Source organism: Shewanella sp. QJM3NY_23 (genome assembly GCF_056173105.1).
The window spans coordinates 4,016,263-4,041,208 of sequence record NZ_CM149657.1 but is presented as its reverse complement, the minus strand read 5'-3'; the positions used below and the strand labels follow the sequence as shown (position 1 = coordinate 4,041,208).

General features: G+C 46.7%; 18 protein-coding genes and 3 rRNA genes. 14 read left to right on the top strand and 7 right to left on the bottom strand.

Going from position 1 to position 24,946, the window contains the following annotated elements:
* Window positions 1-89: 89 nt before the first annotated feature.
* The 5 genes from AC0VXX_RS17870 to glmS all read left to right on the top strand — a co-directional run bounded on the left by AC0VXX_RS17870 (window position 90) and on the right by glmS (window position 7,098).
* Window positions 90-449: a DsrE/DsrF/TusD sulfur relay family protein gene (locus AC0VXX_RS17870; protein WP_346252972.1), complete on the top strand. Its 360-nt coding sequence runs from the start codon at window positions 90-92 to the stop codon at window positions 447-449.
* Between the two features lie 123 nt (window positions 450-572).
* Window positions 573-1,937, top strand: coding sequence for a bifunctional UDP-N-acetylglucosamine diphosphorylase/glucosamine-1-phosphate N-acetyltransferase GlmU (gene glmU, locus AC0VXX_RS17865; protein ID WP_475515377.1), 1,365 nt, complete (start codon window positions 573-575; stop codon window positions 1,935-1,937).
* A 225-nt stretch (window positions 1,938-2,162) separates the two neighbouring features.
* A complete protein-coding gene (locus AC0VXX_RS17860) occupies window positions 2,163-4,301 on the top strand; it encodes a TonB-dependent receptor (protein ID WP_475515376.1) in 2,139 nt (712 codons plus the stop codon).
* 154 nt (window positions 4,302-4,455) lie between these two features.
* Complete coding sequence (locus AC0VXX_RS17855; RefSeq protein ID WP_475515375.1) at window positions 4,456-5,226, top strand: DeoR/GlpR family DNA-binding transcription regulator; 771 nt, start codon at window positions 4,456-4,458, stop codon at window positions 5,224-5,226.
* Window positions 5,227-5,268: 42 nt separating this feature from the next.
* Window positions 5,269-7,098 (top strand): glutamine--fructose-6-phosphate transaminase (isomerizing), encoded by a 1,830-nt coding sequence (gene glmS / locus AC0VXX_RS17850; protein WP_475515374.1) that lies wholly within the window; start codon window positions 5,269-5,271, stop codon window positions 7,096-7,098.
* Window positions 7,099-7,244: 146 nt separating this feature from the next.
* Here glmS and AC0VXX_RS17845 read toward each other — a convergent pair whose 3' ends face one another.
* The 3 genes from AC0VXX_RS17845 to AC0VXX_RS17835 form a co-directional block, all read right to left on the bottom strand.
* Window positions 7,245-7,439 carry a DUF2061 domain-containing protein gene (locus AC0VXX_RS17845; RefSeq protein WP_475515373.1) on the bottom strand — a complete coding sequence of 65 codons (195 nt, stop codon included), beginning with the start codon at window positions 7,437-7,439 and terminating at the stop codon, window positions 7,245-7,247.
* A gap of 158 nt (window positions 7,440-7,597) precedes the next feature.
* A complete protein-coding gene (locus AC0VXX_RS17840; RefSeq protein ID WP_475515372.1) occupies window positions 7,598-8,500 on the bottom strand; it encodes a 1,4-dihydroxy-2-naphthoyl-CoA synthase in 903 nt (300 codons plus the stop codon).
* A gap of 131 nt (window positions 8,501-8,631) precedes the next feature.
* Complete coding sequence (locus AC0VXX_RS17835) at window positions 8,632-8,985, bottom strand: hypothetical protein (RefSeq protein WP_475515371.1); 354 nt, start codon at window positions 8,983-8,985, stop codon at window positions 8,632-8,634.
* 89 nt (window positions 8,986-9,074) lie between these two features.
* Here AC0VXX_RS17835 and ccoG point away from each other — a divergent pair, with 89 nt between their 5' ends.
* From ccoG to AC0VXX_RS17805, 6 genes are all read left to right on the top strand, one after another.
* A complete protein-coding gene (gene ccoG / locus AC0VXX_RS17830) occupies window positions 9,075-10,502 on the top strand; it encodes a cytochrome c oxidase accessory protein CcoG (protein WP_475515370.1) in 1,428 nt (475 codons plus the stop codon).
* Between the two features lie 671 nt (window positions 10,503-11,173).
* Window positions 11,174-12,717, top strand: a 16S ribosomal RNA gene (locus AC0VXX_RS17825).
* A gap of 339 nt (window positions 12,718-13,056) precedes the next feature.
* Window positions 13,057-15,950, top strand: a 23S ribosomal RNA gene (locus tag AC0VXX_RS17820).
* Between the two features lie 172 nt (window positions 15,951-16,122).
* Window positions 16,123-16,238: ribosomal RNA gene (rrf, locus tag AC0VXX_RS17815) — 5S ribosomal RNA — on the top strand.
* Together the 16S, 23S and 5S rRNA genes form the textbook arrangement of a ribosomal RNA operon.
* Before the next feature lie 655 nt (window positions 16,239-16,893).
* Window positions 16,894-17,148, top strand: coding sequence for a YkgJ family cysteine cluster protein (locus AC0VXX_RS17810; RefSeq protein ID WP_475515369.1), 255 nt, complete (start codon window positions 16,894-16,896; stop codon window positions 17,146-17,148).
* A 10-nt stretch (window positions 17,149-17,158) separates the two neighbouring features.
* Window positions 17,159-17,611, top strand: a complete 453-nt coding sequence (locus AC0VXX_RS17805; protein WP_475515368.1) for an Rrf2 family transcriptional regulator — start codon at window positions 17,159-17,161, stop codon at window positions 17,609-17,611.
* A gap of 37 nt (window positions 17,612-17,648) precedes the next feature.
* Here the strand turns inward: AC0VXX_RS17805 and AC0VXX_RS17800 are convergent, their stop codons facing one another.
* The 4 genes from AC0VXX_RS17800 to gpmM form a co-directional block, all read right to left on the bottom strand.
* Window positions 17,649-18,410 (bottom strand): divergent polysaccharide deacetylase family protein, encoded by a 762-nt coding sequence (locus AC0VXX_RS17800; protein ID WP_475515367.1) that lies wholly within the window; start codon window positions 18,408-18,410, stop codon window positions 17,649-17,651.
* Window positions 18,411-18,426: 16 nt separating this feature from the next.
* The gene (locus AC0VXX_RS17795) at window positions 18,427-19,632 is read right to left on the bottom strand and encodes a S41 family peptidase (RefSeq protein ID WP_475515366.1); all 1,206 of its coding nucleotides are present in this window, start codon (window positions 19,630-19,632) and stop codon (window positions 18,427-18,429) included.
* Window positions 19,633-19,664: 32 nt separating this feature from the next.
* Window positions 19,665-20,750 (bottom strand): murein hydrolase activator EnvC family protein, encoded by a 1,086-nt coding sequence (locus AC0VXX_RS17790; protein WP_475515365.1) that lies wholly within the window; start codon window positions 20,748-20,750, stop codon window positions 19,665-19,667.
* Window positions 20,751-20,816: 66 nt separating this feature from the next.
* Window positions 20,817-22,364: a 2,3-bisphosphoglycerate-independent phosphoglycerate mutase gene (gene gpmM, locus AC0VXX_RS17785; RefSeq protein WP_475515364.1), complete on the bottom strand. Its 1,548-nt coding sequence runs from the start codon at window positions 22,362-22,364 to the stop codon at window positions 20,817-20,819.
* 241 nt (window positions 22,365-22,605) lie between these two features.
* On the opposite strand from gpmM, the gene AC0VXX_RS17780 reads away from it, so the two are divergent.
* The 3 genes from AC0VXX_RS17780 to gpsA all read left to right on the top strand — a co-directional run bounded on the left by AC0VXX_RS17780 (window position 22,606) and on the right by gpsA (window position 24,759).
* On the top strand, window positions 22,606-23,040 hold the full coding sequence (locus AC0VXX_RS17780) for a rhodanese-like domain-containing protein (RefSeq protein WP_475515363.1): 435 nt from the start codon (window positions 22,606-22,608) through the stop codon (window positions 23,038-23,040).
* Between the two features lie 204 nt (window positions 23,041-23,244).
* Window positions 23,245-23,733, top strand: coding sequence for a protein-export chaperone SecB (gene secB / locus AC0VXX_RS17775; protein ID WP_475515362.1), 489 nt, complete (start codon window positions 23,245-23,247; stop codon window positions 23,731-23,733).
* A gap of 6 nt (window positions 23,734-23,739) precedes the next feature.
* Complete coding sequence (gene gpsA / locus AC0VXX_RS17770) at window positions 23,740-24,759, top strand: NAD(P)H-dependent glycerol-3-phosphate dehydrogenase (RefSeq protein WP_475515361.1); 1,020 nt, start codon at window positions 23,740-23,742, stop codon at window positions 24,757-24,759.
* Window positions 24,760-24,946 lie beyond the last annotated feature (187 nt).

Genomic DNA, 24,946 nt, shown 5'->3' with positions numbered 1-24,946 from the left:
TAAGGATCTTTTTTGGACGTGAGCCAGTTAAGTCTTTTGGCATTTAATCAGTGTTACTCTTTTCCCTTTCTACTTTAGCAAGAGGTTTTATGATGCAACAGATTCTCATTATCGTGAATGATGCCCCTTATGGCTCTGAGAGATTATTTAATGCATTACGTTTGGCGATACAACTCAATGAACAAGAATCTCCACCAGCAAAGGTAAAGTTATTCTTGTTATCAGATGCGATCACCGCGGTACTACCTAAACAGAACCCCAGTGAAGGCTACAATTTGCAACAGATGCTAGAGATCGTTATCGCCCAGGGGGGGGAGGTGAAATTTTGTGGTTCTTGTATGCAGGCACGTGGGCTCAGCGAATTGGTGGTGATTGAAGGGTGCCAGGTTGCCACTATGGATGATTTAGCTCAATGGGTATTAACCACGGATAAAAGCGTGACTTTCTAGCTGCTGAAAATGAGCGACGCTTTAATGGGGGAGTCAGTCGCTTTTACATGCTCAATCCATTAAAATCACCCCCACAAAAATTGACCTCATTATTTAAACCAGCATTAGCTCAAGGATAACCCCATGGCACTGAACGTAGTTATTTTGGCCGCAGGCAAGGGAACCCGCATGCGCTCAGATCTCCCTAAAGTTCTTCACCCTATTGCCCACAAAAGTATGGTGCAACATGTGATTGATACCGCGCATAACGTGGGCAGCGATACGATTCAGCTGGTTTATGGCTATGGTGCCGATAAGCTGCAAGCGAGCTTAGGTGAGCAGCAACTTAATTGGGTGCTGCAAGCTGAGCAATTGGGAACGGGTCATGCTGTAGCGCAAGCCAATGGCAATATTAATGATGACGATACCGTGCTGATTTTATACGGTGATGTGCCCTTGATTCAGGCATCGACTCTTAATGCACTGTTAGCGGCTCGTGAAGAGAATGGCCTAGCTATTTTAACCGTTAACCTACCTAATCCAATGGGTTATGGCCGTATAGTGCGCGATGCGGGTAAAGTCGTTGGTATTGTCGAGCAAAAAGATGCCAATGCCGAGCAGTTAGCCATTAATGAGGTGAATACCGGTATTATGGCTGCGCCAGGTAAACAGTTAAAAGAATGGCTGGGTCAATTATCATCGAATAACGCGCAAGGTGAATACTACCTTACCGATATCGTGGCTATGGCTCATCGCGATGGGGTTGCGATTACCACAGCCCAACCAGAGTCCGCTATCGAAGTTGAAGGCGCTAATAATCGCGTACAGTTAGCCCAACTTGAACGTGCTTATCAAGCCCGCGCCGCTGAAAAACTGATGCTAGCAGGGGCAAATCTTAGAGATCCTGCGCGTATCGATATTCGCGGCGACGTCAGTGTGGGTATGGATGTGATGGTCGATGTGAATGTGATATTCCAAGGTAAAGTGACCATAGGTAATAACGTGATCATTGGCGCAGGCGCGATTTTAATTGACTGTGACATTGCCGATAACGCTGAAATCAAACCTTATTCGATTGTTGAAAATGCCATTGTTGGCGAAAAAGCCAGTGCAGGACCTTTTGCGCGTTTGCGCCCCGGCGCCGAACTTAAACGTGATGCCCATATTGGTAATTTCGTAGAGATGAAAAAAGCCGTGTTAGGTGAAGGCTCTAAAGCGGGGCATCTTGCCTATATTGGCGATGCGCAAATTGGTGCGGGAGTGAACATTGGCGCGGGTACCATCACCTGTAACTATGATGGCGCCAATAAACATCTTACTGTGATTGAAGATAATGTGTTTGTCGGCAGTGACACTCAGCTTGTCGCACCAGTAACTATTGGCAAGGGTGCGACTCTCGGAGCCGGTTCTACCATAACCCGTGATGTAGCGGCCGATGAGTTGGTCATTACTCGCGTCAAGCAGCGCCACTTAAGCGGCTGGACTCGTCCCGTTAAGCTAAAGAAGTAAAACCCGGTATTAAGTTTGGAGTTGAGTACCACAATTAAGCGACCTTACAGGGTCGCTTTTTTATTGCTAGCTCATTGAGGTGCATGAAATTTAACCGTTAAGGCGCTATAAATTGAACTGGCTCACTTTGCAATGTAAAGAGATGTAAAGAAACTTAAATAAAAACAATTCTCATTTATATTTAGCGCAACTTTTTCTGTTGTCGTTTTTAGTTATGGGGTTGTTATGTCAATGAAGGGCGCTGCGTTTAAATACTCGAGTGTAGGTTTAGCGGTTGTAGCTGCATTAGCTAGTGTGTCAGTTTCGGCTGATGAAGCGGGTAATACTACTGCCGATGCTAACATAGAACGTATTACGGTTACTGGACGTACCTTTAACGATTATAAAGTGGGTGTAGCTTCTGGCGCTATGCGTGGCGATATTGACTTAATGGATACCCCTCAGTCAGTTACCGTTATCCCTGATTTCGTCACTGACGAGCAACTCGCCACTAACCTTTCTGAGGTATTGGTGAATGACTCCAGTGTCACTGGTGGTAGTGAGAAATGGAACCGCCAAGTGTTTAATATTCGTGGTTTTGAGTTATCTTCAGGTTCTGGTTATTTGATCAATGGCCAGCAACAGTGGTCTCACTATGTGCAACCCATCGAGACATTACAGCAGGTTGAGGTCTTAAAAGGACCATCTAGTATGCTATATGGTCAGTCTGGTCCTGGTGGACTTATCAATATGGTCACCAAAAAAGCCAGTGGTGAATCTTTACTTGAGCTTGGTTTCGATACTGACGAGTATGGTTCTACCCGTTTACAACTCGATGCTGGCGGTAGCTTAAACGAAGCACAAACTATGCGCTATCGCACTGTGTTGGTTAAGCAAGATACACAATACTGGCGTGATTATCAGGATGACACTAATCAAGAGCGTGATCGTTGGTTAGGTTACCTAAATCTAGAGTTTGATATTACCGACGATCTTCTGTTGTCACTCAAATATGATCATACCCAAGATAAAACCGGTATTGATCGTGGTGGTTGGTTAAACAGTGACGGTGAGTTGATTGGTGGCCGTGACATTATCTGGGATATGCCGTGGGCGTTTACCGACAATACTATTACTAACTTGGGCGCCGAACTGACTTACCACATCAATGATGATTGGAAAGTTAAAGCCGGTTATAACGACCAGCAGTTTAATCGTCAGCGCCTAGACTCATCACCTAGCTTAGCAAAGGGCTCTGAAAACCCATTCCAAGACGGCTACACAGTAAGCCCATTTGATAGATACGACGATTGGCAGCACAAAACTGGCTTTGTTGATATCACGAGTAAATTCAGCACGGGCAGTTTTGAACATCAGTTCTTAATCGGCGCCAATATGCTTGATTACTATTACGGTCAGTTAAAAGATTCTGGCGCTAAAGGCCAAGTCGTGATGCCTGGGCAACCATTGGCTCGTCCCGATCTGGATTACCACAGAGACAGCACCAAATCTGAGAGTGATTACAAACACTATGGTTTCTATATCCAAGACTTGATCAGCATTAACGATAGTTGGAAGGTATTGGCAGGTGTGCGTTATGACGAGCAGAAAAAAGAGGGTGCGGGTAATAATAGTTATGCTGTGTCGCCTAAATTTGGCGTGATCTACTCGCCAATGGATAATGGCAGTATCTATGTTAACTACTCTAAGAGCTTCACACCGCAAGGCCAGGTTAACGATGCCGAAGATGTTAACGATAAGATGAACCTTAATCCTGAGTATGGTGAGCAATACGAAATTGGAACTAAGTGGGAGCTATTTGATGGCAGCTTACTACTGACGGGAGCCGTATTTGATATCACTGTATCTAACGTCACGGTGACCGAAGAGCTTGATGTTATCTCTAGTGCAGATAAGCAAACCATTACCACCCAAAGTGGCGAGCAGCGCCATAGAGGCTTTGAGATGGGAGCACAGGGTCAAGTCAGTGAGCAGTGGTTTGTAACCAGTTCAATGATGTACCTTGATGCCGAGTATGTTCGTCCAGCTGCTGACAGCTTGAATGGTAAGACTCCTGTTGATGCCCCTGAGTGGTCGGCAAACGTCTGGACTCGTTATGAAATGACTGATGATCTAGCGTTTAACTTTGGTGCTATCTATGTGGGTGAGCGTTTTGCTAATACCAGCAATAGCATCAGCAAAGATAGCTACGTACGCTTTGATATGGGCGCGGCTTATAGTATGGATATCTTTGGCAGCGACATGAATGTGCGACTCAATGTGAAAAACCTATTCGATACCGACTATTTAGCTGGCGGTACTAATACCGATGTCACGGTTGGCGAAGGGCGTCATTTCAGCCTAGCATTAGAAGCTAAATTTTAAAATAAGCTCATAGTGGTGATATAAAAGCCTCTGCCTTATCGGGTAGAGGCTTTTTGCTATTTAAGGCATTTGCCATTTTTTAAGCTTCAAGTCTGGCAAAAAAGTTTCGTTTCATTATAATCGGCTTTCGAAACGAAACTTAGCAGCCACCTTTATGAATAAACGCAACACTCAACAGCGTCGACATAGCATTATCTCCATCCTCAATGAGCAAGGTGAAGTGAGCGTTGATGAGTTATCGTTACGTTTCGATACCTCTGAAGTTACCATTCGTAAAGATTTAGCCGCTTTAGAAAAAACCGGTCTTTTACTGCGCCGTTACGGTGGCGCGGTTGCCATTCCCGATGAAGTTACTTTGCATTTTAGTGCCAAGGTTGCACCCAATAAATTAGCCATTGCCGCGGCAGCGGCTAAATTAATTAAAGATCATAACCGCATCATTATTGACAGTGGCAGTACGACCTCTGGTTTAGTGCAGCAGCTTAATGATAAGCGTGGCTTAGTGGTGATGACCAATGCGCTGCAATTGGCCAATGCCATACATGAGTTGGAAAACGAACCGACATTATTGATGACCGGTGGCACCTGGGCCCCGCACTCTGAATCCTTTCAAGGACAGGTTGCCGAACAGGTATTACGTTCATATAACTTTGACCAACTGTTTATCGGCGCTGACGGCATAGATCTCGAGCGTGGCACCACCACTTTTAATGAATTGACGGGCCTGAGCAAAGTGATGGCCGAAGTCTCGCGCGACGTTATCGTGATGGTTGATTCAGATAAAATTGGCAAACGAATACCGAATTTAGAACTGGCATGGCAACAGATAAGCGTGCTGGTGACAGACGACCGCATTGATACCGCGGTGGTTAAAAAAATTACCGAGCAAGGCGTAGAAGTGATCTTAGCGCCTTACTCAAACTAGCTTTTATTTTTAAACCTTAAGATTAGCGTGTAGGAAAACATTATGTGTGGAATTGTTGGCGCAGTAGCGCAACGGGATGTTGCAGAAATTTTGGTCGAGGGGTTACGTCGTCTCGAATACCGCGGTTATGACTCGGCTGGTGTGGCGGTTATCCACAATGGCGAGCTCAAAAGTACGCGTCGTGTGGGTAAAGTACAGGAGCTCTCTAGCGCGCTAGAGCAAACGCCATTAGCGGGCGGCACAGGTATCGCCCACACTCGCTGGGCTACCCATGGCGAGCCAAGTGAGCGTAATGCCCATCCACATCAATCATCTGGCGATATTGCCGTGGTGCATAACGGCATTATCGAAAACCACAATAAACTGCGTGAAATGCTAAAAGGCTTAGGTTACGTATTTACCTCTGATACCGATACCGAAGTGATTTGTCACTTGGTGCATCACGAGCTTAAGTCGCACGACACCTTATTGGCAGCGGTACAGGCAACGGTAAAACAGTTAGAAGGTGCTTACGGCACTGTGGTGATTGACCGTCGTGATTCTGAGCGCATGATAGTGGCGCGTTCAGGTAGTCCGTTGGTGATTGGCTATGGCTTAGGCGAAAACTTTGTTGCCTCCGATCAGCTAGCACTATTACCTGTGACTCGCTCTTTTGCTTTCTTAGAAGAAGGTGATGTGGCCGAAGTGACTCGACGCCAAGTCTCAATTTTCGATATTGACGGTAATCCTGTTGAGCGCGAAGTGAAAGAGTCTGAAGTGACTCATGATGCGGGTGATAAAGGCGAATACCGTCACTATATGCTTAAAGAGATTTATGAGCAGCCACGTGCGATTGCCCATACCTTAGAAGGTCGTATTGCTGGTGGTCAGGTATTGGACTCGGCGTTTGGCGACAATGCTGCAGAGTTTTTAAAAGACATTAAACACGTGCAGATCATCGCCTGTGGTACCAGTTATCACGCCGGCATGGCGGCGCGTTATTGGCTTGAAGATTGGGCGGGGGTGTCATGCAACGTCGAAATCGCCTCTGAGTTCCGTTACCGTAAATCTCACCTGTTCCCCAATAGCTTGTTAGTGACTATCTCTCAATCGGGTGAAACTGCCGATACGCTTGCTGCACTGCGTCTTGCTAAAGAGATGGGTTACAAAGCCACCATGACCATCTGTAATGCGCCGGGTTCATCTTTGGTGCGTGAATCTGATATGGCTTACATGATGAAAGCGGGCGCCGAAATAGGTGTTGCGTCAACCAAAGCCTTTACCGTGCAATTAGCTGGACTGCTGATGTTAACGGCTGTGATTGGTCGTCATAATGGGATGTCTGACGAGATGCAGGCAAAAATCACCCAGAGCCTACAATCTATGCCTGCCAAAGTGGAGCAAGCACTGGGCTTAGATGACGCCATTGCCGAACTGGCGGAAGACTTTGCCGACAAGCATCACGCACTATTTTTAGGCCGTGGCGATCAGTACCCCATCGCGATGGAAGGGGCGCTAAAGCTTAAAGAGATCTCTTATATTCATGCAGAAGCTTATGCCTCGGGTGAGCTTAAGCATGGCCCGCTAGCGCTTATCGATGCCGATATGCCTGTGATAGTGGTGGCGCCTAATAACGAGTTACTGGAAAAGCTTAAGTCAAACGTGGAAGAAGTGCGTGCCCGTGGTGGGTTAATGTATGTGTTTGCCGACAAAGATGCTGAATTTGAGTCAGACGACACCATGAAGGTGATCCCCATTCCTCATTGTGATGAGTTTATGGCGCCACTGATCTACACCATTCCATTGCAGTTACTGTCATATCATGTGGCACTGATTAAAGGTACCGATGTGGATCAGCCACGTAACCTAGCTAAGTCGGTCACGGTTGAGTAATAAAATCGACTCACGATAGTGATTGGTTAACTGATAGCAAAAGCCTCCTTTTAGGAGGCTTTTGCTTTTATTCATACAATGAGGCGAGTTGATTCATTCATGAGCCTTATGTTGCACTGTTAAGTCAGCGACAGTGTCGCAACAACCTAGGTTAATATAGGCATTGAGCGCCGCTTTTCTATCTGTTGCCATACCTTATCATGGAAGTAAAACACCACAGTGTTGACCGCTGGCTCAATAAGGGCTACCGCGCCACCAATAACTAAGCTACCCGTTAATAGGTAGGTAATGGTAAATGCCACACCAAAATGCAAAATTGCGAACGTGATTGTTTTAGCCATGATAGACCTCCTCTTAGATACCTCAAATGATAATCGTTATCATTTGAGGTGTAAATAAGCAGGTATCGATAGTCATGATTGTAAAAGGCGATTAAGTAAACATCATAGAGGTGGCTAGCCTGACGGTTAGCTACCTTTAGTATGCATAACTTGAGGTATTAGTAATGCCAAGGGAATTTAGAAAAGTCTTGCTCACGCTTCTCTAAAAAGGCATCTCTGCCTTCTATGGCTTCATCTGTGCCATAGGCTAAGCGAGTCGCTTCGCCGGCAAACAGTTGTTGGCCGACGAGTCCATCATCGGGCAAGTTAAAACCGTATTTGAGCATGCGCATGGCGGTGGGTGATTTCGAGTTGATCTCTTTGCCCCAATTTAATGCTTCGATTTCCAGCTCTGCATGGGGCACAGAGCGATTGACCATGCCCATATCGAACGCTTCATCGGCGCTGTAATTAAAGCCTAAAAAGAAAATTTCACGGGCTCGCTTTTGACCAATCATCTTAGCAAGATAGGCGCTACCGTAACCTGAATCGAAACTGCCCACATCGGGATCTGTTTGCTTAAATATGGCGTGTTCCTTCGACGCGAGAGTGAGATCACATACCACGTGTAGGCTATGACCACCGCCGACCGCCCAACCAGGAACGACCGCAATCACCACTTTGGGCATAAAGCGGATAAGCCGTTGCACTTCTAATATATGCAGGCGTCCCATGCGAGCAATATCAGGCTTACCCTCTTCAGCACCTTCGTATTTGTAGCCATCTTTGCCACGAATGCGTTGATCGCCGCCGGCACAAAAAGAGTACTGCCCTTTAGCCGATGGGCCGTTACCGGTTAATAGTACGCAGCCAACATCAGACCATTGGCGCGCATGATCTAAGGCGGTATAGAGTTCATCAACGGTTTTAGGGCGAAATGAGTTAAGGCAATCAGGGCGATTGATAGCAATACGTACCGTGCCTTGCTCTTTAGCCCTGTGATACGTGATATCTTCAAATGCAAATCCGCTGACTTGCTCCCAAAGGCTTGGGTCAAAAATATCGGAAATTTGGTCTGTCATATGGATTACCTTGTGTCTGTATTGTCAATTGAGACGAATCGCCCAAGGCTAGGCTCAATCGTTATAGAGGTCAATTATGGATATAAAAACCGTGCGCAGGGCGCGGCATTGATATCGGCGCTAATGGGAAATTATCGTAATTTATCGCATATGAATAATTGGTTGTCGCGGCTTAATATCGTAAAACGACTGGCGTTATCACCGCAGTATTGTTCTTTATAGGCCATGACAGATTGCTCTGATTCGAAAATACCCTCTAACGCGGCCTGTTCCGCCTTGTTGAGTCGGTTAGCGATCTCTGCCTTTAGCTGAGATAAATGATTATCGACTTTAATAATTTTTGTGCCTGTCATTGAGTCGAGTTTTCGCTCAGCTTTTTGCATAAGCGCATCGGCTTGAGCCATTGGCTCATCGAGCTTATTGGTTTCGGTTGCAAGGTAATAGAGTAGCCCTGCACCTGCGCCTAAAATAATCCAGCCTCTCATTATTTCTCCAACCATGATGAACAATTTGTGATAGAAAAGGTATAATAAGCCAGTTTTCATGGAATATTAAAGCTGTAAGGCTGTTAAATATGAACGCAGAATCAAATAAAAAGGACTATTCGAAGGTTGAGCGAATCAAAATTCACCAGCCTGATGTAAATAAGTCCGACCGCTTCAATCCCCGCAATCGTATTTATGTCAGAGCAATACAAGGGTTTTGGACCCAGCTGCGCCGCCGTCTAGGTTGGGTCGCAATATTGTTCTTCCTTATATTACCTTGGATCCCATGGGGTAATAGGCAAGCGGTATGGTTTAACCTAGGTGAGCAAAAGTTTCACATCTTTGGGTTGACCATTTGGCCGCAAGATTTAACCCTGTTAGCCGCACTCTTAATGATAGCCGCTTTTGGGTTGTTTTTTGTGACCACCTATCTTGGTCGAGTCTGGTGTGGCTATACCTGCCCACAAACGGTATGGACCTTTATCTTTATTTGGTTTGAAGAAAAGCTTGAAGGTGCACGTAACAAGCGCATTAAGCTTGACCAAATGCCATGGAGCTTTAATAAGGTATGGCGTAAAACCGCAAAGCACCTCGCTTGGTTGCTAGTGTCCTTGTTAACAGCCATGACCTTTGTCTCCTATTTTGTTCCCACCACAGAAGTGTATGCCGAGGTATTCAGTGGCACCGCATCTGGCGGGGTTTACTTCTGGGTCATGCTTTTTACCTTAGCGACTTATGGTAATGCTGGTTGGATGCGCGAAATCATGTGTACCCACATGTGTCCCTACGCTCGTTTTCAATCGGCCATGTTCGATAAGAATACCTACATCGTTGGTTATGACACTAAACGGGGTGAAGCCCGAGGTCCTCGCTCGCGTAAAGCTGACCCTAAAGAGCTAGGTTTAGGTGATTGCATCGATTGTGACTTATGCGTTCAAGTGTGCCCGACAGGTATCGATATTCGTAACGGTTTACAATATGAATGTATTAACTGCGGAGCATGTATTGATGCTTGCGATAACACCATGGAGCGTATGGGATATCAAAAAGGCTTGATCGCTTACACCACCGAAAACAAACTCGATGGGGTAAAAGAGAAAGTGTTAAGACCAAAGCTGGTGGGTTACGGTGCGGTGTTAGCCATCATGATCGTTATCTTTGTCTATGCCAGTGCCACCATTGCCCCTGTTCGTGTTGATATTATCCGTGATCGTAATCAGCTATTTAGAGTCAACAACCAAGGATTAATTGAAAACACCTTCACATTAAAGATACTCAATAAGACCGAAGCGCCGCATGAGTATCAGTTGGGCGTAGAGGGATTACCCAACTACAAATGGTATGGCCCGCAAACGGTCACCATTAATGGTGGCGAAGTGTTAACTCTGCCAGTCAGTGTTGCGGTCGATCCTGTTGAGCTTTCGCGCCCAATGATAAAAATTGACTTTAAAGTGTCGACTATCTTAGACGGTGAAAAGGTAGAGGCTACACAAGAATCGCGATTCTTCGGCCAATAGCCGCCAACAAGTGTACGAACACAAACAAGAAAGGGGCTAACTAGCCCCTTTTTTATACGTATCGTTTGATAAGTATTCACTCAATAGTAAAAGTGTTACTTTCTTTCAAAAAGCGCTTGCGCCCATCCGAGAACTGCCTATAATGCGCATCCACTGACACGGCACAGCAGGCCAACTACCTAGGTAGTACGGGACTTGCAGCTAAGTCAGCCTCTCTTTTAACAAAGAGAGGCGAGTTAAACTCTTCGGAGATTAACTCAGGTGATAAGCGCTTTAAGGGCTTCGACTGATGGCTTCTGTTTAAGAAATCATCGCTTGGAAAACTTCTTAAAATAAGCACTTGACGCCAACAACGGGACGTGTAGAATACGCATCCCTAAGCCAACGACCTAGCGTCAACGGCGGCTAACTTAACGCATTAATTGCTCTGATGTTAGCAACGCTCTTTAACAAGATGGAACAAGAAATCTGTGTGGACACTCACAGGTGTTGAGTTAATCGAAATTGCCTAACCTTCGGGTTGGCAATCAAAGAATTAAATCAACCAATTCTTTCACTTTCTCTCACGAGAGGTGATGAGTGTTCATAGCAATATGTACAAAGAATTAATCGCAAGATTAGTTCGAACAGAATTCGTTGAGCCGTTTGACGTAAGTCAAACAACAAAACTTTAATTGAAGAGTTTGATCATGGCTCAGATTGAACGCTGGCGGCAGGCCTAACACATGCAAGTCGAGCGGTAACAGGAAGAAAGCTTGCTTTCTTTGCTGACGAGCGGCGGACGGGTGAGTAATGCCTAGGGAACTGCCCAGTCGAGGGGGATAACAGTTGGAAACGACTGCTAATACCGCATACGCCCTACGGGGGAAAAGAGGGGACCTTCGGGCCTTCTGCGATTGGATGTACCTAGGTGGGATTAGCTAGTTGGTGAGGTAATGGCTCACCAAGGCGACGATCCCTAGCTGTTCTGAGAGGATGATCAGCCACACTGGGACTGAGACACGGCCCAGACTCCTACGGGAGGCAGCAGTGGGGAATATTGCACAATGGGCGCAAGCCTGATGCAGCCATGCCGCGTGTGTGAAGAAGGCCTTCGGGTTGTAAAGCACTTTCAGCGAGGAGGAAAGCTTAAGCGTTAATAGCGCTTAGGTGTGACGTTACTCGCAGAAGAAGGACCGGCTAACTTCGTGCCAGCAGCCGCGGTAATACGAGGGTCCAAGCGTTAATCGGAATTACTGGGCGTAAAGCGTACGCAGGCGGTTTGTTAAGCGAGATGTGAAAGCCCCGGGCTCAACCTGGGAATTGCATTTCGAACTGGCAAACTAGAGTCTTGTAGAGGGGGGTAGAATTTCAGGTGTAGCGGTGAAATGCGTAGAGATCTGAAGGAATACCGGTGGCGAAGGCGGCCCCCTGGACAAAGACTGACGCTCAGGTACGAAAGCGTGGGGAGCAAACAGGATTAGATACCCTGGTAGTCCACGCCGTAAACGATGTCTACTCGGAATTTGGTGTCTTGAACACTGGGTTCCCAAGCTAACGCATTAAGTAGACCGCCTGGGGAGTACGGCCGCAAGGTTAAAACTCAAATGAATTGACGGGGGCCCGCACAAGCGGTGGAGCATGTGGTTTAATTCGATGCAACGCGAAGAACCTTACCTACTCTTGACATCCAGAGAATTCGCTAGAGATAGCTTAGTGCCTTCGGGAACTCTGAGACAGGTGCTGCATGGCTGTCGTCAGCTCGTGTTGTGAAATGTTGGGTTAAGTCCCGCAACGAGCGCAACCCTTATCCTTATTTGCCAGCACGTAATGGTGGGAACTTTAGGGAGACTGCCGGTGATAAACCGGAGGAAGGTGGGGACGACGTCAAGTCATCATGGCCCTTACGAGTAGGGCTACACACGTGCTACAATGGCAAGTACAGAGGGTTGCAAAGCCGCGAGGTGGAGCTAATCTCACAAAGCTTGTCGTAGTCCGGATTGGAGTCTGCAACTCGACTCCATGAAGTCGGAATCGCTAGTAATCGTGGATCAGAATGCCACGGTGAATACGTTCCCGGGCCTTGTACACACCGCCCGTCACACCATGGGAGTGGGCTGCACCAGAAGTAGATAGCTTAACCTTCGGGAGGGCGTTTACCACGGTGTGGTTCATGACTGGGGTGAAGTCGTAACAAGGTAGCCCTAGGGGAACCTGGGGCTGGATCACCTCCTTACCTATACGACTAACTTAATGTTTGTTGAGTGTTCACACAGATAACTTGTTCTTGTTAGAGCAGGTGGCACGTCTTAACGGCGATGCTTGTTCTTTAAAAATTTGGAAAGCTGATAGTGTTAATGTGAAAGGGATAGTGACGTACTTGTACGTGATTATTTGTAGCATTGACGCGAAAATTAAAATTGAGTTCTCAAACACTTAAATCAAGTGCCGAGTCATTGTAATGATGATTCATGAGTATTCTTTTGGCGAAAGTAAACACCATTAGTTGCGATACAACATCAAGCTTACCCGCTTGATAAAGTTTGTTTCCTTGTGAAACTCATTTGGGTTGTATGGTTAAGTGACTAAGCGTATACGGTGGATGCCTTGGCAGTCAGAGGCGATGAAGGACGTAGTAACTTGCGAAAAGCGTTGGCGAGCTAGTAACAAGCATTTGAGCTAACGATGTCCGAATGGGGAAACCCACATGCATAAGCATGTATCACAACATGAATACATAGTGTTGTGAGGCGAACCCGGGGAACTGAAACATCTAAGTACCCGGAGGAAAAGAAATCAACCGAGATTCCCCTAGTAGCGGCGAGCGAACGGGGATTAGCCCTTAAGCGTAGAGGGTGTTAGTGGAATGTGTTGGAAAGCACAGCGGCACAGGGTGATAGCCCCGTACATGAAAACTAACTTTACGTGAAAACGAGTAGGACGGGACACGTGACATCTTGTCTGAACATGGGGGGACCATCCTCCAAGGCTAAATACTCCTGACTGACCGATAGTGAACCAGTACCGTGAGGGAAAGGCGAAAAGAACCCCTGTGAGGGGAGTGAAATAGAACCTGAAACCGTATACGTACAAGCAGTGGGAGCGGTTCTTGAGACCGTGACTGCGTACCTTTTGTATAATGGGTCAGCGACTTACATTTTGTAGCGAGGTTAAGCGAATAGCGGAGCCGTAGGGAAACCGAGTGTTAACTGCGCGTTTAGTTGCAAGGTGTAGACCCGAAACCCGGTGATCTAGCCATGGGCAGGTTGAAGGTTGAGTAACATCAACTGGAGGACCGAACACACGTATGTTGAAAAATGCGGTGATGACTTGTGGCTGGGGGTGAAAGGCCAATCAAACCGGGAGATATCTGGTTCTCCTCGAAAGCTATTTAGGTAGCGCCTCGAGCGAATACCATTGGGGGTAGAGCACTGTTAAGGCTAGGGGGTCATCCCGACTTACCAACCCTTTGCAAACTCCGAATACCAATGAGTACTACTCGGGAGACACACGGCGGGTGCTAACGTCCGTCGTGAAAAGGGAAACAACCCAGACCATCAGCTAAGGTCCCAAAGTTATTGCTAAGTGGGAAACGATGTGGGAAGGCTTAGACAGCTAGGATGTTGGCTTAGAAGCAGCCATCATTTAAAGAAAGCGTAATAGCTCACTAGTCGAGTCGGCCTGCGCGGAAGATTTAACGGGGCTAAGCAATACACCGAAGCTATGGGTACTAGCGCTTGCGCTAGTGCGGTAGAGGAGCGTTCTGTAAGCCGTTGAAGGTGAAGGGGTAACCCACGCTGGAGGTATCAGAAGTGCGAATGCTGACATGAGTAACGATAATGGGGGTGAAAAACCCCCACGCCGAAAGACCAAGGGTTCCTGTCCAATGTTAATCAGGGCAGGGTGAGTCGACCCCTAAGGCGAGGCCGAAAGGCGTAGTCGATGGGAAACAGGTTAATATTCCTGTACTTCTGCTAACTGCGATGGAGAGACGGAGAAGGCTAGGCTAGCGCGGCGTTGGTTGTCCGCGTTTAAGGCTGTAGGTGGTGCACTTAGGCAAATCCGGGTGCACATACACTGAGAGTTGACGACGAGGTTCTACGGAACTGAAGTAGTTGATGCCATGCTTCCAGGAAAATCTTCTAAGCTTCAGGTTAGCAGGAATCGTACCCCAAACCGACACAGGTGGTTGGGTAGAGAATACCAAGGCGCTTGAGAGAACTCGGCTGAAGGAACTAGGCAAAATGGTACCGTAACTTCGGGAGAAGGTACGCTCCTGTTGGTGATGAGACTTGCTCTCTAAGCTGACGGGAGTCGCAGATACCAGGTGGCTGCAACTGTTTATCAAAAACACAGCACTGTGCAAACTCGCAAGAGGAAGTATACGGTGTGACGCCTGCCCGGTGCCGGAAGGTTAATTGATTGGGTTATCTTCGGAGAAGCTCATGATCGAAGCCCCGGTAAACGGCGGCCGTAACTATAACGGTCCTAAGGTAGCGAAATTCCTTGTCGGGTAAGTTCCGACCTGCACGAATGGCGTAATGATGGCCACGCTGTCTCCAGCCGAGACTCAGTGAAGTTGAAATTGCGGTGAAGATGCCGTATACCCGCGGCTAGACGGAAAGACCCCGTGAACCTTTACTATAGCTTGGCACTGAACATTGACCCTACATGTGTAGGATAGGTGGGAGACTTTGAAGCAGGAACGCCAGTTCTTGTGGAGTCAACCTTGAAATACCACCCTTGTAGTGTTGATGTTCTAACTCTGGCCCCTGAATCGGGGTTGAGGACAGTGCCTGGTGGGTAGTTTGACTGGGGCGGTCTCCTCCCAAAGAGTAACGGAGGAGCACGAAGGTTGGCTAAGTACGGTCGGACATCGTACGGTTAGTGCAATGGCATAAGCCAGCTTAACTGCGAGACATACACGTCGAGCAGGTGCGAAAGCAGGTCATAGTGATCCGGTGGTTCTGAATGGAAGGGCCATCGCTCAACGGATAAAAGGTACTCCGGGGATAACAGGCTGATACCGCCCAAGAGTTCATATCGACGGCGGTGTTTGGCACCTCGATGTCGGCTCATCACATCCTGGGGCTGAAGTCGGTCCCAAGGGTATGGCTGTTCGCCATTTAAAGTGGTACGCGAGCTGGGTTCAGAACGTCGTGAGACAGTTCGGTCCCTATCTGCCGTGGGCGTTGGATGATTGAAGGGAGCTGCTCCTAGTACGAGAGGACCGGAGTGGACGAACCGCTGGTGTTCGGGTTGTCATGCCAATGGCATTGCCCGGTAGCTACGTTCGGAATCGATAACCGCTGAAAGCATCTAAGCGGGAAGCGAGCCCTAAGATGAGTCATCCCTAGGACTTTAAGTCCTCTAAAGGGCCGTAGGAGACTACTACGTTGATAGGCAAGGTGTGTAAGCGTTGTGAGGCGTTGAGCTAACTTGTACTAATGACCCGTGAGGCTTAACCATACAACCCAAAAGGGTTTCTAACTAAGTGAATACTTAGCGAAAGAATACCGCCACTTGATTTAGTGTGACTCAATTTTAAACTCTCTTGCTTCTTGAGATACAGAGGCGAGAGCAGCTTTCTAGATTTTTTACCTTTAGCTTTTAAAAAGCTGAAAGTAATAGCAAAAATTTGTCTGGAAACCATAGCATTGTGGTACCACCTGATCCCATCCCGAACTCAGAAGTGAAACGCAATCGCGCCGATGGTAGTGTGGGGTCTCCCCATGTGAGAGTAGGTCATTTCCAGACGCCTAATACGATAAAGCCCGTTGCTAATGCAACGGGCTTTTTTCGTTTTAGCCTGGAGATAACCACTCGAACATGGGGAAGTAAATAGTCCGAACGTAGTGAGGCTCAAACCCATGTAGAGTAGGGTGAAGCGTCTGCGCTTATCAAGCGCAGCTTGATGCTGGAGCTGAACGCGGAGAGCTAGCTCGAAGCTGACCATAACAGACGCCACTTTGGTTTTCACTTTTTAGAAAAGTGAAGGCAAAACAGTAACGATAAATCCCCAGCACTTTGTGTTGGGGATTTTTTCGTTTAACTGCTTTTGTATACATGACGTGCTCCCATCTAATGCCTTGGATGCTATAGGAGAAGGTTAGCGTGTGGGACTATATAGCATCCTGCTTTATGGTTAGTCTACTCAAATGACTAGCATGTGGCTTATCTATATCTGGCTCATTGTATATATCGCCTTGCCGTGGAGTAGGCACGTAAATCTCGTCTAGTTATTTCCACAATACGGTATATCTATGTGCCTTGCTCTACAGCTTGGTTACAAGTTATTCTCGCTAAAAAGCCGCTGGATGCTTGCATTAAACAACTACTTTTTCGATCTTTATCTGAATCGCACTGTGATCTTAATGACTAACATGCTACGTAAATAGAGGTATAATGCCGTATGAATTGTCGTTTAGGATGTGGTGCATGCTGTATTGCGCCTTCTATAACCAGCCCAATACCAGGAATGCCTCACGGTAAGCCTGCTGGTGTGCGTTGTATCCAACTCAATGATGATAATCTTTGTCAAATTTTCGGTCAGCCTGAGCGCCCTGAGCTGTGTGCTCGGTTTGCGGCAACGGAAGATGTCTGCGGCAATACAAACGAAGAAGCCCTTTGGCTTATCACTTCATTAGAAGCAGCGACACAATCCTAGAAGGTTATTTATGCAGTTAACTCGTTATACAGATTTTGGTATCCGCACTTTGATGTACCTAGCCTTGTCTCCAGAAAGGGAGCAACTGTTTAGGATTGCTGAAATTACAGAGGTGTTTGATCTCTCACCTAATCATGTATCAAAGATTGTGCATCATTTAGGTAAAGAGGGTTATTTGCAGACCATTCGTGGTAAGAGTGGTGGCTTTCGCTTGGGGAAACCTGCTGAAGATATCAATATTGGTCAGTTGGTGAGGACTTTAGAAAACTCTTTAGCCCCAATAGATTGCAGTAAGCCCTATTGTCGTTTTACTCCCTCGTGCCAATTAAAAGGCGTATTGGCTGAAGCCGTCACTGCTTATCTTGCTGTGTTAGACCGTTACACACTTGCTGATATTGTGAGCAATCGCCAAGAGTTAAAGGCCTTATTATCTGACGTTTCCATTCCTGTATTAGAATTATAAAGCCGCTAACATATGGGCTTTATAAGGCTTATATTAATTATCTTAAGTGTGTAGAGCTTGTGGTTGATTTCATGTCGGGTTGCTGTGCCAAGCGGTAGGGAAGCAACGCCGATGTTGATACTAGGCTAATACCTTCCAGTTGTAGTCTACGCAAATTGTGTTGCAGAAATTGAATCGTTTCTGGGTAAGGATGTGCAATTGCAACCAAGCTTCCTTGGCTATTAGCTAATTGGATAAGCTGTTGAAATTGGTTTTCTAATGCTTTTTCGCTGACATCATTATCAAGAAACAGCTGCCTTCTTAGTAGTGGGATGCCGAGTTTGTTGGCATTATTAGCAGCCTTGCTGTAGCGGGTTGTTACACTGTCAACAAAGTAGTTATCCTGTTCTTTTAAGCTTTCCATTAGCCATAACATGGGCTGATCCATCTGGGTTAGCAAGCTGCCCATATGATTATTAACCCCTTTTACGTGGGGAATACTGCTAAAAGCGGTCGCTATTGTCTGTTTAAAAGTTCGCTCATCCATATCGTTTGTTAATCCCCCTGGGCCAAGCTTTTTGCCATTGAGTGCCTGCATCGGAATATGCAGCATGATCTCGTGACCTTTGAGGTGGGCGGCAATGGCAATTTTTTTGCCTAACGGGGTGTTAGGCAGTACTGATAGGGTGATCTCTCTTGGCAGGGATAGCACGGCCTCATCGGTTTGACGATATCCAATATCGTCAATGATGATAGAGACTTGGGCTGATTTTGCCGAGTTAGCAATAAAAGTAACGATCAATAAAAGTAATAAGCGCACTATGATTTCATGGTATTTAACTGTTTGTTTTTATCCATGTGACAGCTGAATTAATAAGCCGATCTTGAGCAATATCATCATGGGGCGATAGCTCAGCGATTATAGGCATACTTTTTATCCCAGTCATAGCATCTGTAGTGATATTTATATCAGGTTCAATACCAATGGTATTGATATCTCTACCTTTTGGAGTTGTGTAATGGCCAATGGTAAGTTTGATGGCATGACCATCGATAAGGGTTGGGATCAGGCTTTGAACAGTGCCTTTTCCGAAGCTTTTTTCACCGATTAACACTGCCCGTTGGTTTTCCTGTAGAGCCGCAGCTAAGACCTCCGATGCCGATGCCGACCCTTTATTGATGAGTACGACTATTGGCAGTTTGGAAAACATATTTTGTGGCGAGGCAAAATAGTCACTATTGGCATCAAAAAATCGTCCTCGAGTCGATACGATTCGCCCTTTAGCTAAAAAGAGGTCGGCAATTTTTATCGCCTGATCCAGTAAGCCACCAGGGTTGTTACGCACATCTAAAATCAGCCCTCTCATGGGGAGGTCTTGCCATTGATTGAGTTGGTTGACCATATCTTTGGTCGAATCATCTTGAAAGCTGCTGAGTTTGATATAGCCAATACCATCATCGAGTAGTGAGGCGCTAACTGAGTTAACATCGATTATTGTTGGGGTCAGGGTGACATTAACAAGAGTATCTAGATTTTGTCGCCGTAATGACAAGTTGATTGCCAGATTATGTTTGCTATGGTGTTTTATCTGCCGCAGCACGTTATCTAGCTGCCTGGGATCAATGGCTTGATCATTTACTTTAACTATCTTATCGCCAGGTAATATGCCAGCCGCCGCAGCAGGAGAATGGGGGAAGGGGCTGACAATGGTGACTTGATCCTCCTCGGTAGCGATTTCGATACCAAAGCCAAAATATTCTCCGCTATTGGCATTTCTGATGTCAGAGAAGGCTTCAGAATCGAGAAAATTAGAATAAGAGTCTAATGCGTTAAATACTCCATCAACGGCCGCCTGTATTAAGGTTTCTTGGGGGATTTTGTCGATATAGTAGCTTTCTACGGTGCTGATTACATCGATCAGTAATGGATAATTGAGTTTAGGTTGATGCTGCCCTGTGTGCTCTGTACCTGATAGGGTGATGGATAAGCCGAGAGTTAATCCTAAGATAACGCAGGCAAAGTAACGAATAAATTTAATCATAAACAACCCTCTATGAAAGGGTTGCTGTTGTCCTAGCGCTTACAATAGAGTGCTGGATCGATAGCCTGCCCTTTGTGCCTTACCTCAAAGTATAGGCCAGGTTCGGTTTGTCCACCCGAGCGTCCAACTAGGGCAATGGTTTCACCTTTGTCGACCGCATCACCGGCATTTTTGAGTAAGGTTTGGGCATGACCATATAGGCTCATATAGCCTTTACCGTGGTCGACTACCATCACCATACCAAAGCCACGTAACCAGTCGGCATAGATCACTTTACCAGGAGCAATGGCACTAACTGATTGCCCTTCTGGAGCGGCGACGATCACCCCTTTCCATTTAACTTCACCGGAACGTTGGCTACCAAAGCCTGAACGAATGCGGCCTTGAGTGGGCCAATTGAGCTTATGTTGGCGTGATAACCCTTCCATTACAGGGCTGTCTTTCATCGCCTTTAGCGCTTGTTCTACCACGCGCTTTAAACTGGCTTCTTCAATTTGTAACTGTTCAAGTTTGGCACCATGAGAGTTAAGCGTACGCTGCAGTTGTTTGAGCGTTTGTTGCCGTTGTGCTTGCTCTTGAGTTAGATTTTTGGCTTGCTGCTGTTGTTCGAGCACCAGTTGGTTGAGGCGGATTTGTTTCTGCTTTTGCTCTGCTTCGACACTGTCTAATTCGGTGATAGTTTGCTGCAACTTATTGATCGAGTCGATGCGGGCCTTATTAAGGTATTGGTAGTAAGCCAGTAGGCGCTCTATGGTTGCAGGGCTCTGCTGATTAAGTAGCATTTTGGTGTAATCATGATTGCCTGCAAGGTAGGCGCTGGCCAACTGATTTGATAGGGTTTGCTGTTGAATTTTTTTCAGTTTATCGAGTGTGACTCGGCGAGATTCTAGCGCTGCGAGTTGTTTATCGGTTGTCGCCAAGGAGGCCTTAGTGTTATTGACCTTTTTGGCCGCGTCAGCGATAGCCTGCTCATCTTTTTTTAGCAGCTTGATCAGTTTTTCATGCTGCGAGCTAGTATCTTTGAGCGCCGACTGTTGGCTGCTGATCTGCTTTTGTATCGCCTCTAGCTGCGATTGACGCTGTGTCAGATCGGAAGCCTGCACAGTAAAAGACAACATGATAAAGCCAGCAATTATGCTGGCTTTATGAAAACCGTATCGCTTAAGCAATGAATCGTTACTCGCTTAGTTGGTTGTTAGGGTGATGAGGGAGCGTCCTGTCATCTCGGGTGGAACCGTTTGATTCATCAAGGTTAACATGGTTGGGGCTATATCGCTTAATCTTCCGTTGCCGGCAATTGTTGCCGGACGGCCCACATAGATAAATGGCACTAACTCGCTGGTATGCGCGGTATGTGCTTGACCGGTTTGCTCGTCGGTCATCTGTTCGGCATTACCATGGTCGGCAGTAATTAAACACTCGCCATCCACTTTAGCTAAGGCTTCGACCACGCGGCCAATACAAGCATCTACCGCCTCACAGGCCTTAACGGCGGCTTCAAAGTTACCCGTATGGCCTACCATGTCGCCGTTAGGGTAGTTACAGATAATCACGTCATATTTCGTTGACTCAATGGCTGCGACCAATTTATCGGTTAACTCGGCAGAGTTCATCTCTGGCTGCAGATCATAGGTGGCAACTTTAGGTGATTGCACCAAAATACGGTCTTCACCTTCAAATGGTTCCTCTTTGCCGCCATTGAAGAAGAAGGTGACATGAGCATATTTTTCAGTTTCAGATATACGTAACTGGGTTTTACCGCTGTTTTGTAACACTTCACCTAAGGTATTGACCAAGTCTACCGAGGGGTAAGCGATAGGCGCCTTAATGTCGGCGGCGTATTCAGTCAAGGTGACAAAGTTGACCTTAGGCATGACCTCGCGGGTAAAGCCATCAAAATCAGCATTGATAAAGCTGCGAGTAATTTGGCGGGCACGATCGGCGCGGAAATTCATGAAGATCAATGCATCGTCGTCGTTAAGGGTTGCCACTTGCCCCTGCGCGTCGGTGATCGCCGAACTGGCGACAAACTCATCATTTTCATCACGCGCATAAGCGGCAGCCAAGGCATCGACAGCATCTGCAAACTGGTATTGTGCTTTACCTTGAGTGATCAACTCATAAGCCTGAGACACTCTATCCCAGCGGTTGTCTCTGTCCATGGCGTAGTAGCGACCAATGATAGAGGCTATACGGCCAGTGCCTAAGGTGTTAAACAGCTCATTGAAATGGGCAAGGCTCGATTTTGCGCTGCGTGGTGGGGTGTCGCGGCCATCGAGAAAAGCATGTAAATAAACATGTTTTGCGCCGCGCTTAACCGCCATCTTACACATAGCTTCGATGTGATTCTCGTGGCTGTGCACGCCACCAGGTGATAATAGCCCCATGATATGCACAGCACCATTGGCTGCGATGGCTTTATCTACGGCTTCGACGAGGGCTGGGTTGGTGTCAAACTCACCGTCTTCGATAGCCTTGCCGATACGGGTCAATTCTTGATAAACCACACGGCCGGAGCCGATATTGATATGGCCCACTTCAGAGTTACCCATTTGACCATCGGGTAGCCCGACATCAAGGCCTGAGCCTGAAATTAAGCTGTTTGGATATTGCTGATAAAGTCTATCGAGCACTGGTGTGTTGGCGTGATATACCGCATTGTTATGGGTGTCTTCACGATAACCCCAGCCATCAAGGATCAGCAGTGCCAGAGGGCGTTTGCGTGTCGTCATGGTGGTACCTTTAAGTTTAAGAAACAAAGATTACAATTCGAAATTGGTTAAATATTACTACGTACGCAGGCGATCAAAAAGCGATTTACTCCGATAGCGGTCATCGGACATTGGACCGATGGCGCGATTGTCACCATCTGTCAGCCTGTTAAGGGTTAACAACTTGCTGCAATCTGCGGTGACAATCGGTTATACTCTTGGCCCTGACAGAACCTCCAGCCACAGAAGTAGGCCGTAAACTATGCAAGAATATATCGAATTTTTAAAAGCCAATCCCATGCTTAGCCTTGCTTGGATTGGTTTACTTGTTGCGCTTTTAGTGAGCGTTTTTAAGTCTAGTCTTTCTAAGGTGAAAACCGTCGATCATCAGCAAGCGACCTTGTTAATTAATAAACAAAACGCCAAAATTGTCGACGTGCGCTCTAAAGAAGAGTTCAAAAAAGGTCATATTGTTGATGCAGTTAACATCCCGTTATCGGAAATTAAAAATAATCAGTTAAGTGCACTTGAAAACGCTAAAGCCAGTCCCATTATAATGGTATGCAACGCAGGAATGACCTCGGCGCAAGCGGCTCAGTTGATGATAAAAGCAGGTTTTGAGTCTGTATATAATCTCAAAGGTGGTATGAGCGAATGGCAACAAAGTAATTTACCCGTTGTCAAAAGTAAGCGATAAACCCCATGCAAGGTTTGCTTTTTTAAAGCAACTTTGATTAGAGTGTCATCTCTTAAAAAAATGGCTTGAGGGATTACTCAATAATCCCTCAAGGAAAACTAAAACCGGGATGGTGGCTGAGGTCTTATTGGGACTCGAGTAACAAAAGCCCTAAAGATGATTCTTCTGTTTGGAAGATCACATAAATTGATTAGGTAGGAAATTATGGCTGAAGTAGCAAACAACGAACAACAGGGTCCACAGTTCAACATTCAACGTGTTTACACTAAAGATATCTCTTTTGAAACACCAAATAGCCCAGCTGTTTTTCAAAAAGAGTGGAGCCCTGAAGTTAAGCTAGATCTAGATACTCGCAGCGCTAAATTGGCTGATGACGTTTATGAAGTGGTACTTTCTCTAACTGTTACTGCTAAAAACGGTGAAGAAACAGCTTTCTTATGTGAAGTACAGCAAGCCGGTATTTTTGCTATCAGCGGCCTAACAGAGCAGCAACTGGCTCACTCTCTAGGTGCATACTGTCCTAACGTACTATTTCCATACGCGCGTGAAACCGTTGGCAGCCTAGTGGCTCGTGGTACTTTCCCACAGCTAAACCTAGCACCAGTTAACTTTGATGCGCTATTTGCACAATACGTGCAACAGCGTCAAGCCGCAGCCGAAGCCGCTCCTGCTGCAGAAGAAGCGAACGCTTAATCACGCATGAAAAATACTGCCGATATTACGGTACTGGGGGCGGGCTCTTATGGCACCGCCCTTGCTATTTCTTTAGCCAGTAACGGTCATAAAACATTGCTTTGGGGACATGACCCTGAGCATATCGAAAACCTTAAGCGCGATCGCGCTAATGAAGCGTTTTTGCCCGGTATTGCATTACCCGATTTACTCATTCCCGAGTCTGATTTAGCCACGGCATTAGCCGCGTCTAACAATGTGCTAGTGGTTGTTCCAAGCCATGTATTTGGTCAAGTGTTGAAGCAGGCTAAACCTTTACTGCGCCAAGATGCGCGTATTGTTTGGGCGACCAAAGGCTTAGAACCTGAAACAGGCCGCTTGCTACAAGAAGTCGCACGCGAAGTGCTCGGTGACCAATATCCGCTGGCGGTGTTGTCTGGGCCTACATTTGCTAAAGAACTCGCTGCGGGCATGCCTACTGCCATCTCGGTGGCGGGCACTGATGACACCTTTACTAATGATCTGGTCGAATTGCTTCACAGCCCGAGTCGTTTGCGCGTCTACGCCAATGATGACTTTATCGGGTTGCAGTTGGGTGGTGCGGTTAAAAACGTGATCGCCATCAGCGCCGGTATGTCTGACGGTATCGGTTTTGGCGCCAACGCTCGAACCGCACTCATTACGCGCGGGCTTGTTGAGCTCACGCGTCTAGGTGAAGCCATAGGTGCCCAAGGTTCAACATTTATGGGGATGGCGGGCCTTGGTGACTTAGTGTTGACTTGTACCGATAACCAGTCGCGTAATCGTCGCTTTGGCTTGGCATTAGGCCAAGGTAAAGATGTCGACACGGCGCAAGCTGAAATTGGCCAAGTGGTTGAAGGCTACCGCAATACGAAAGAGGTCTACACCTTAGCGAAACGCTTAGGGGTTGAAATGCCGATTACCGAGCAAGTCTATCGCGTCTTGTATCAGGGCGGCACTCCCCACGAAGCGGCAAAAGCTTTACTGGGTAGAGAGAAAAAATCAGAGACGGCAGAAAGCGATTAAAGCCTAGGCTGTGTGATACTAAATAATAAAAGGGTGCTAAAATAGCGCCCTTTTTTATGCAGTCGGTATTTATCCCCGAAACGCATGGATGGTAATGAAGGGAGTGATATTGGGGCTAAAATGTCTCATGCATTGTTGGCATTTGCCCTATGCAACTCGTAACCATGACTCAAAGTAAGAGGTAATC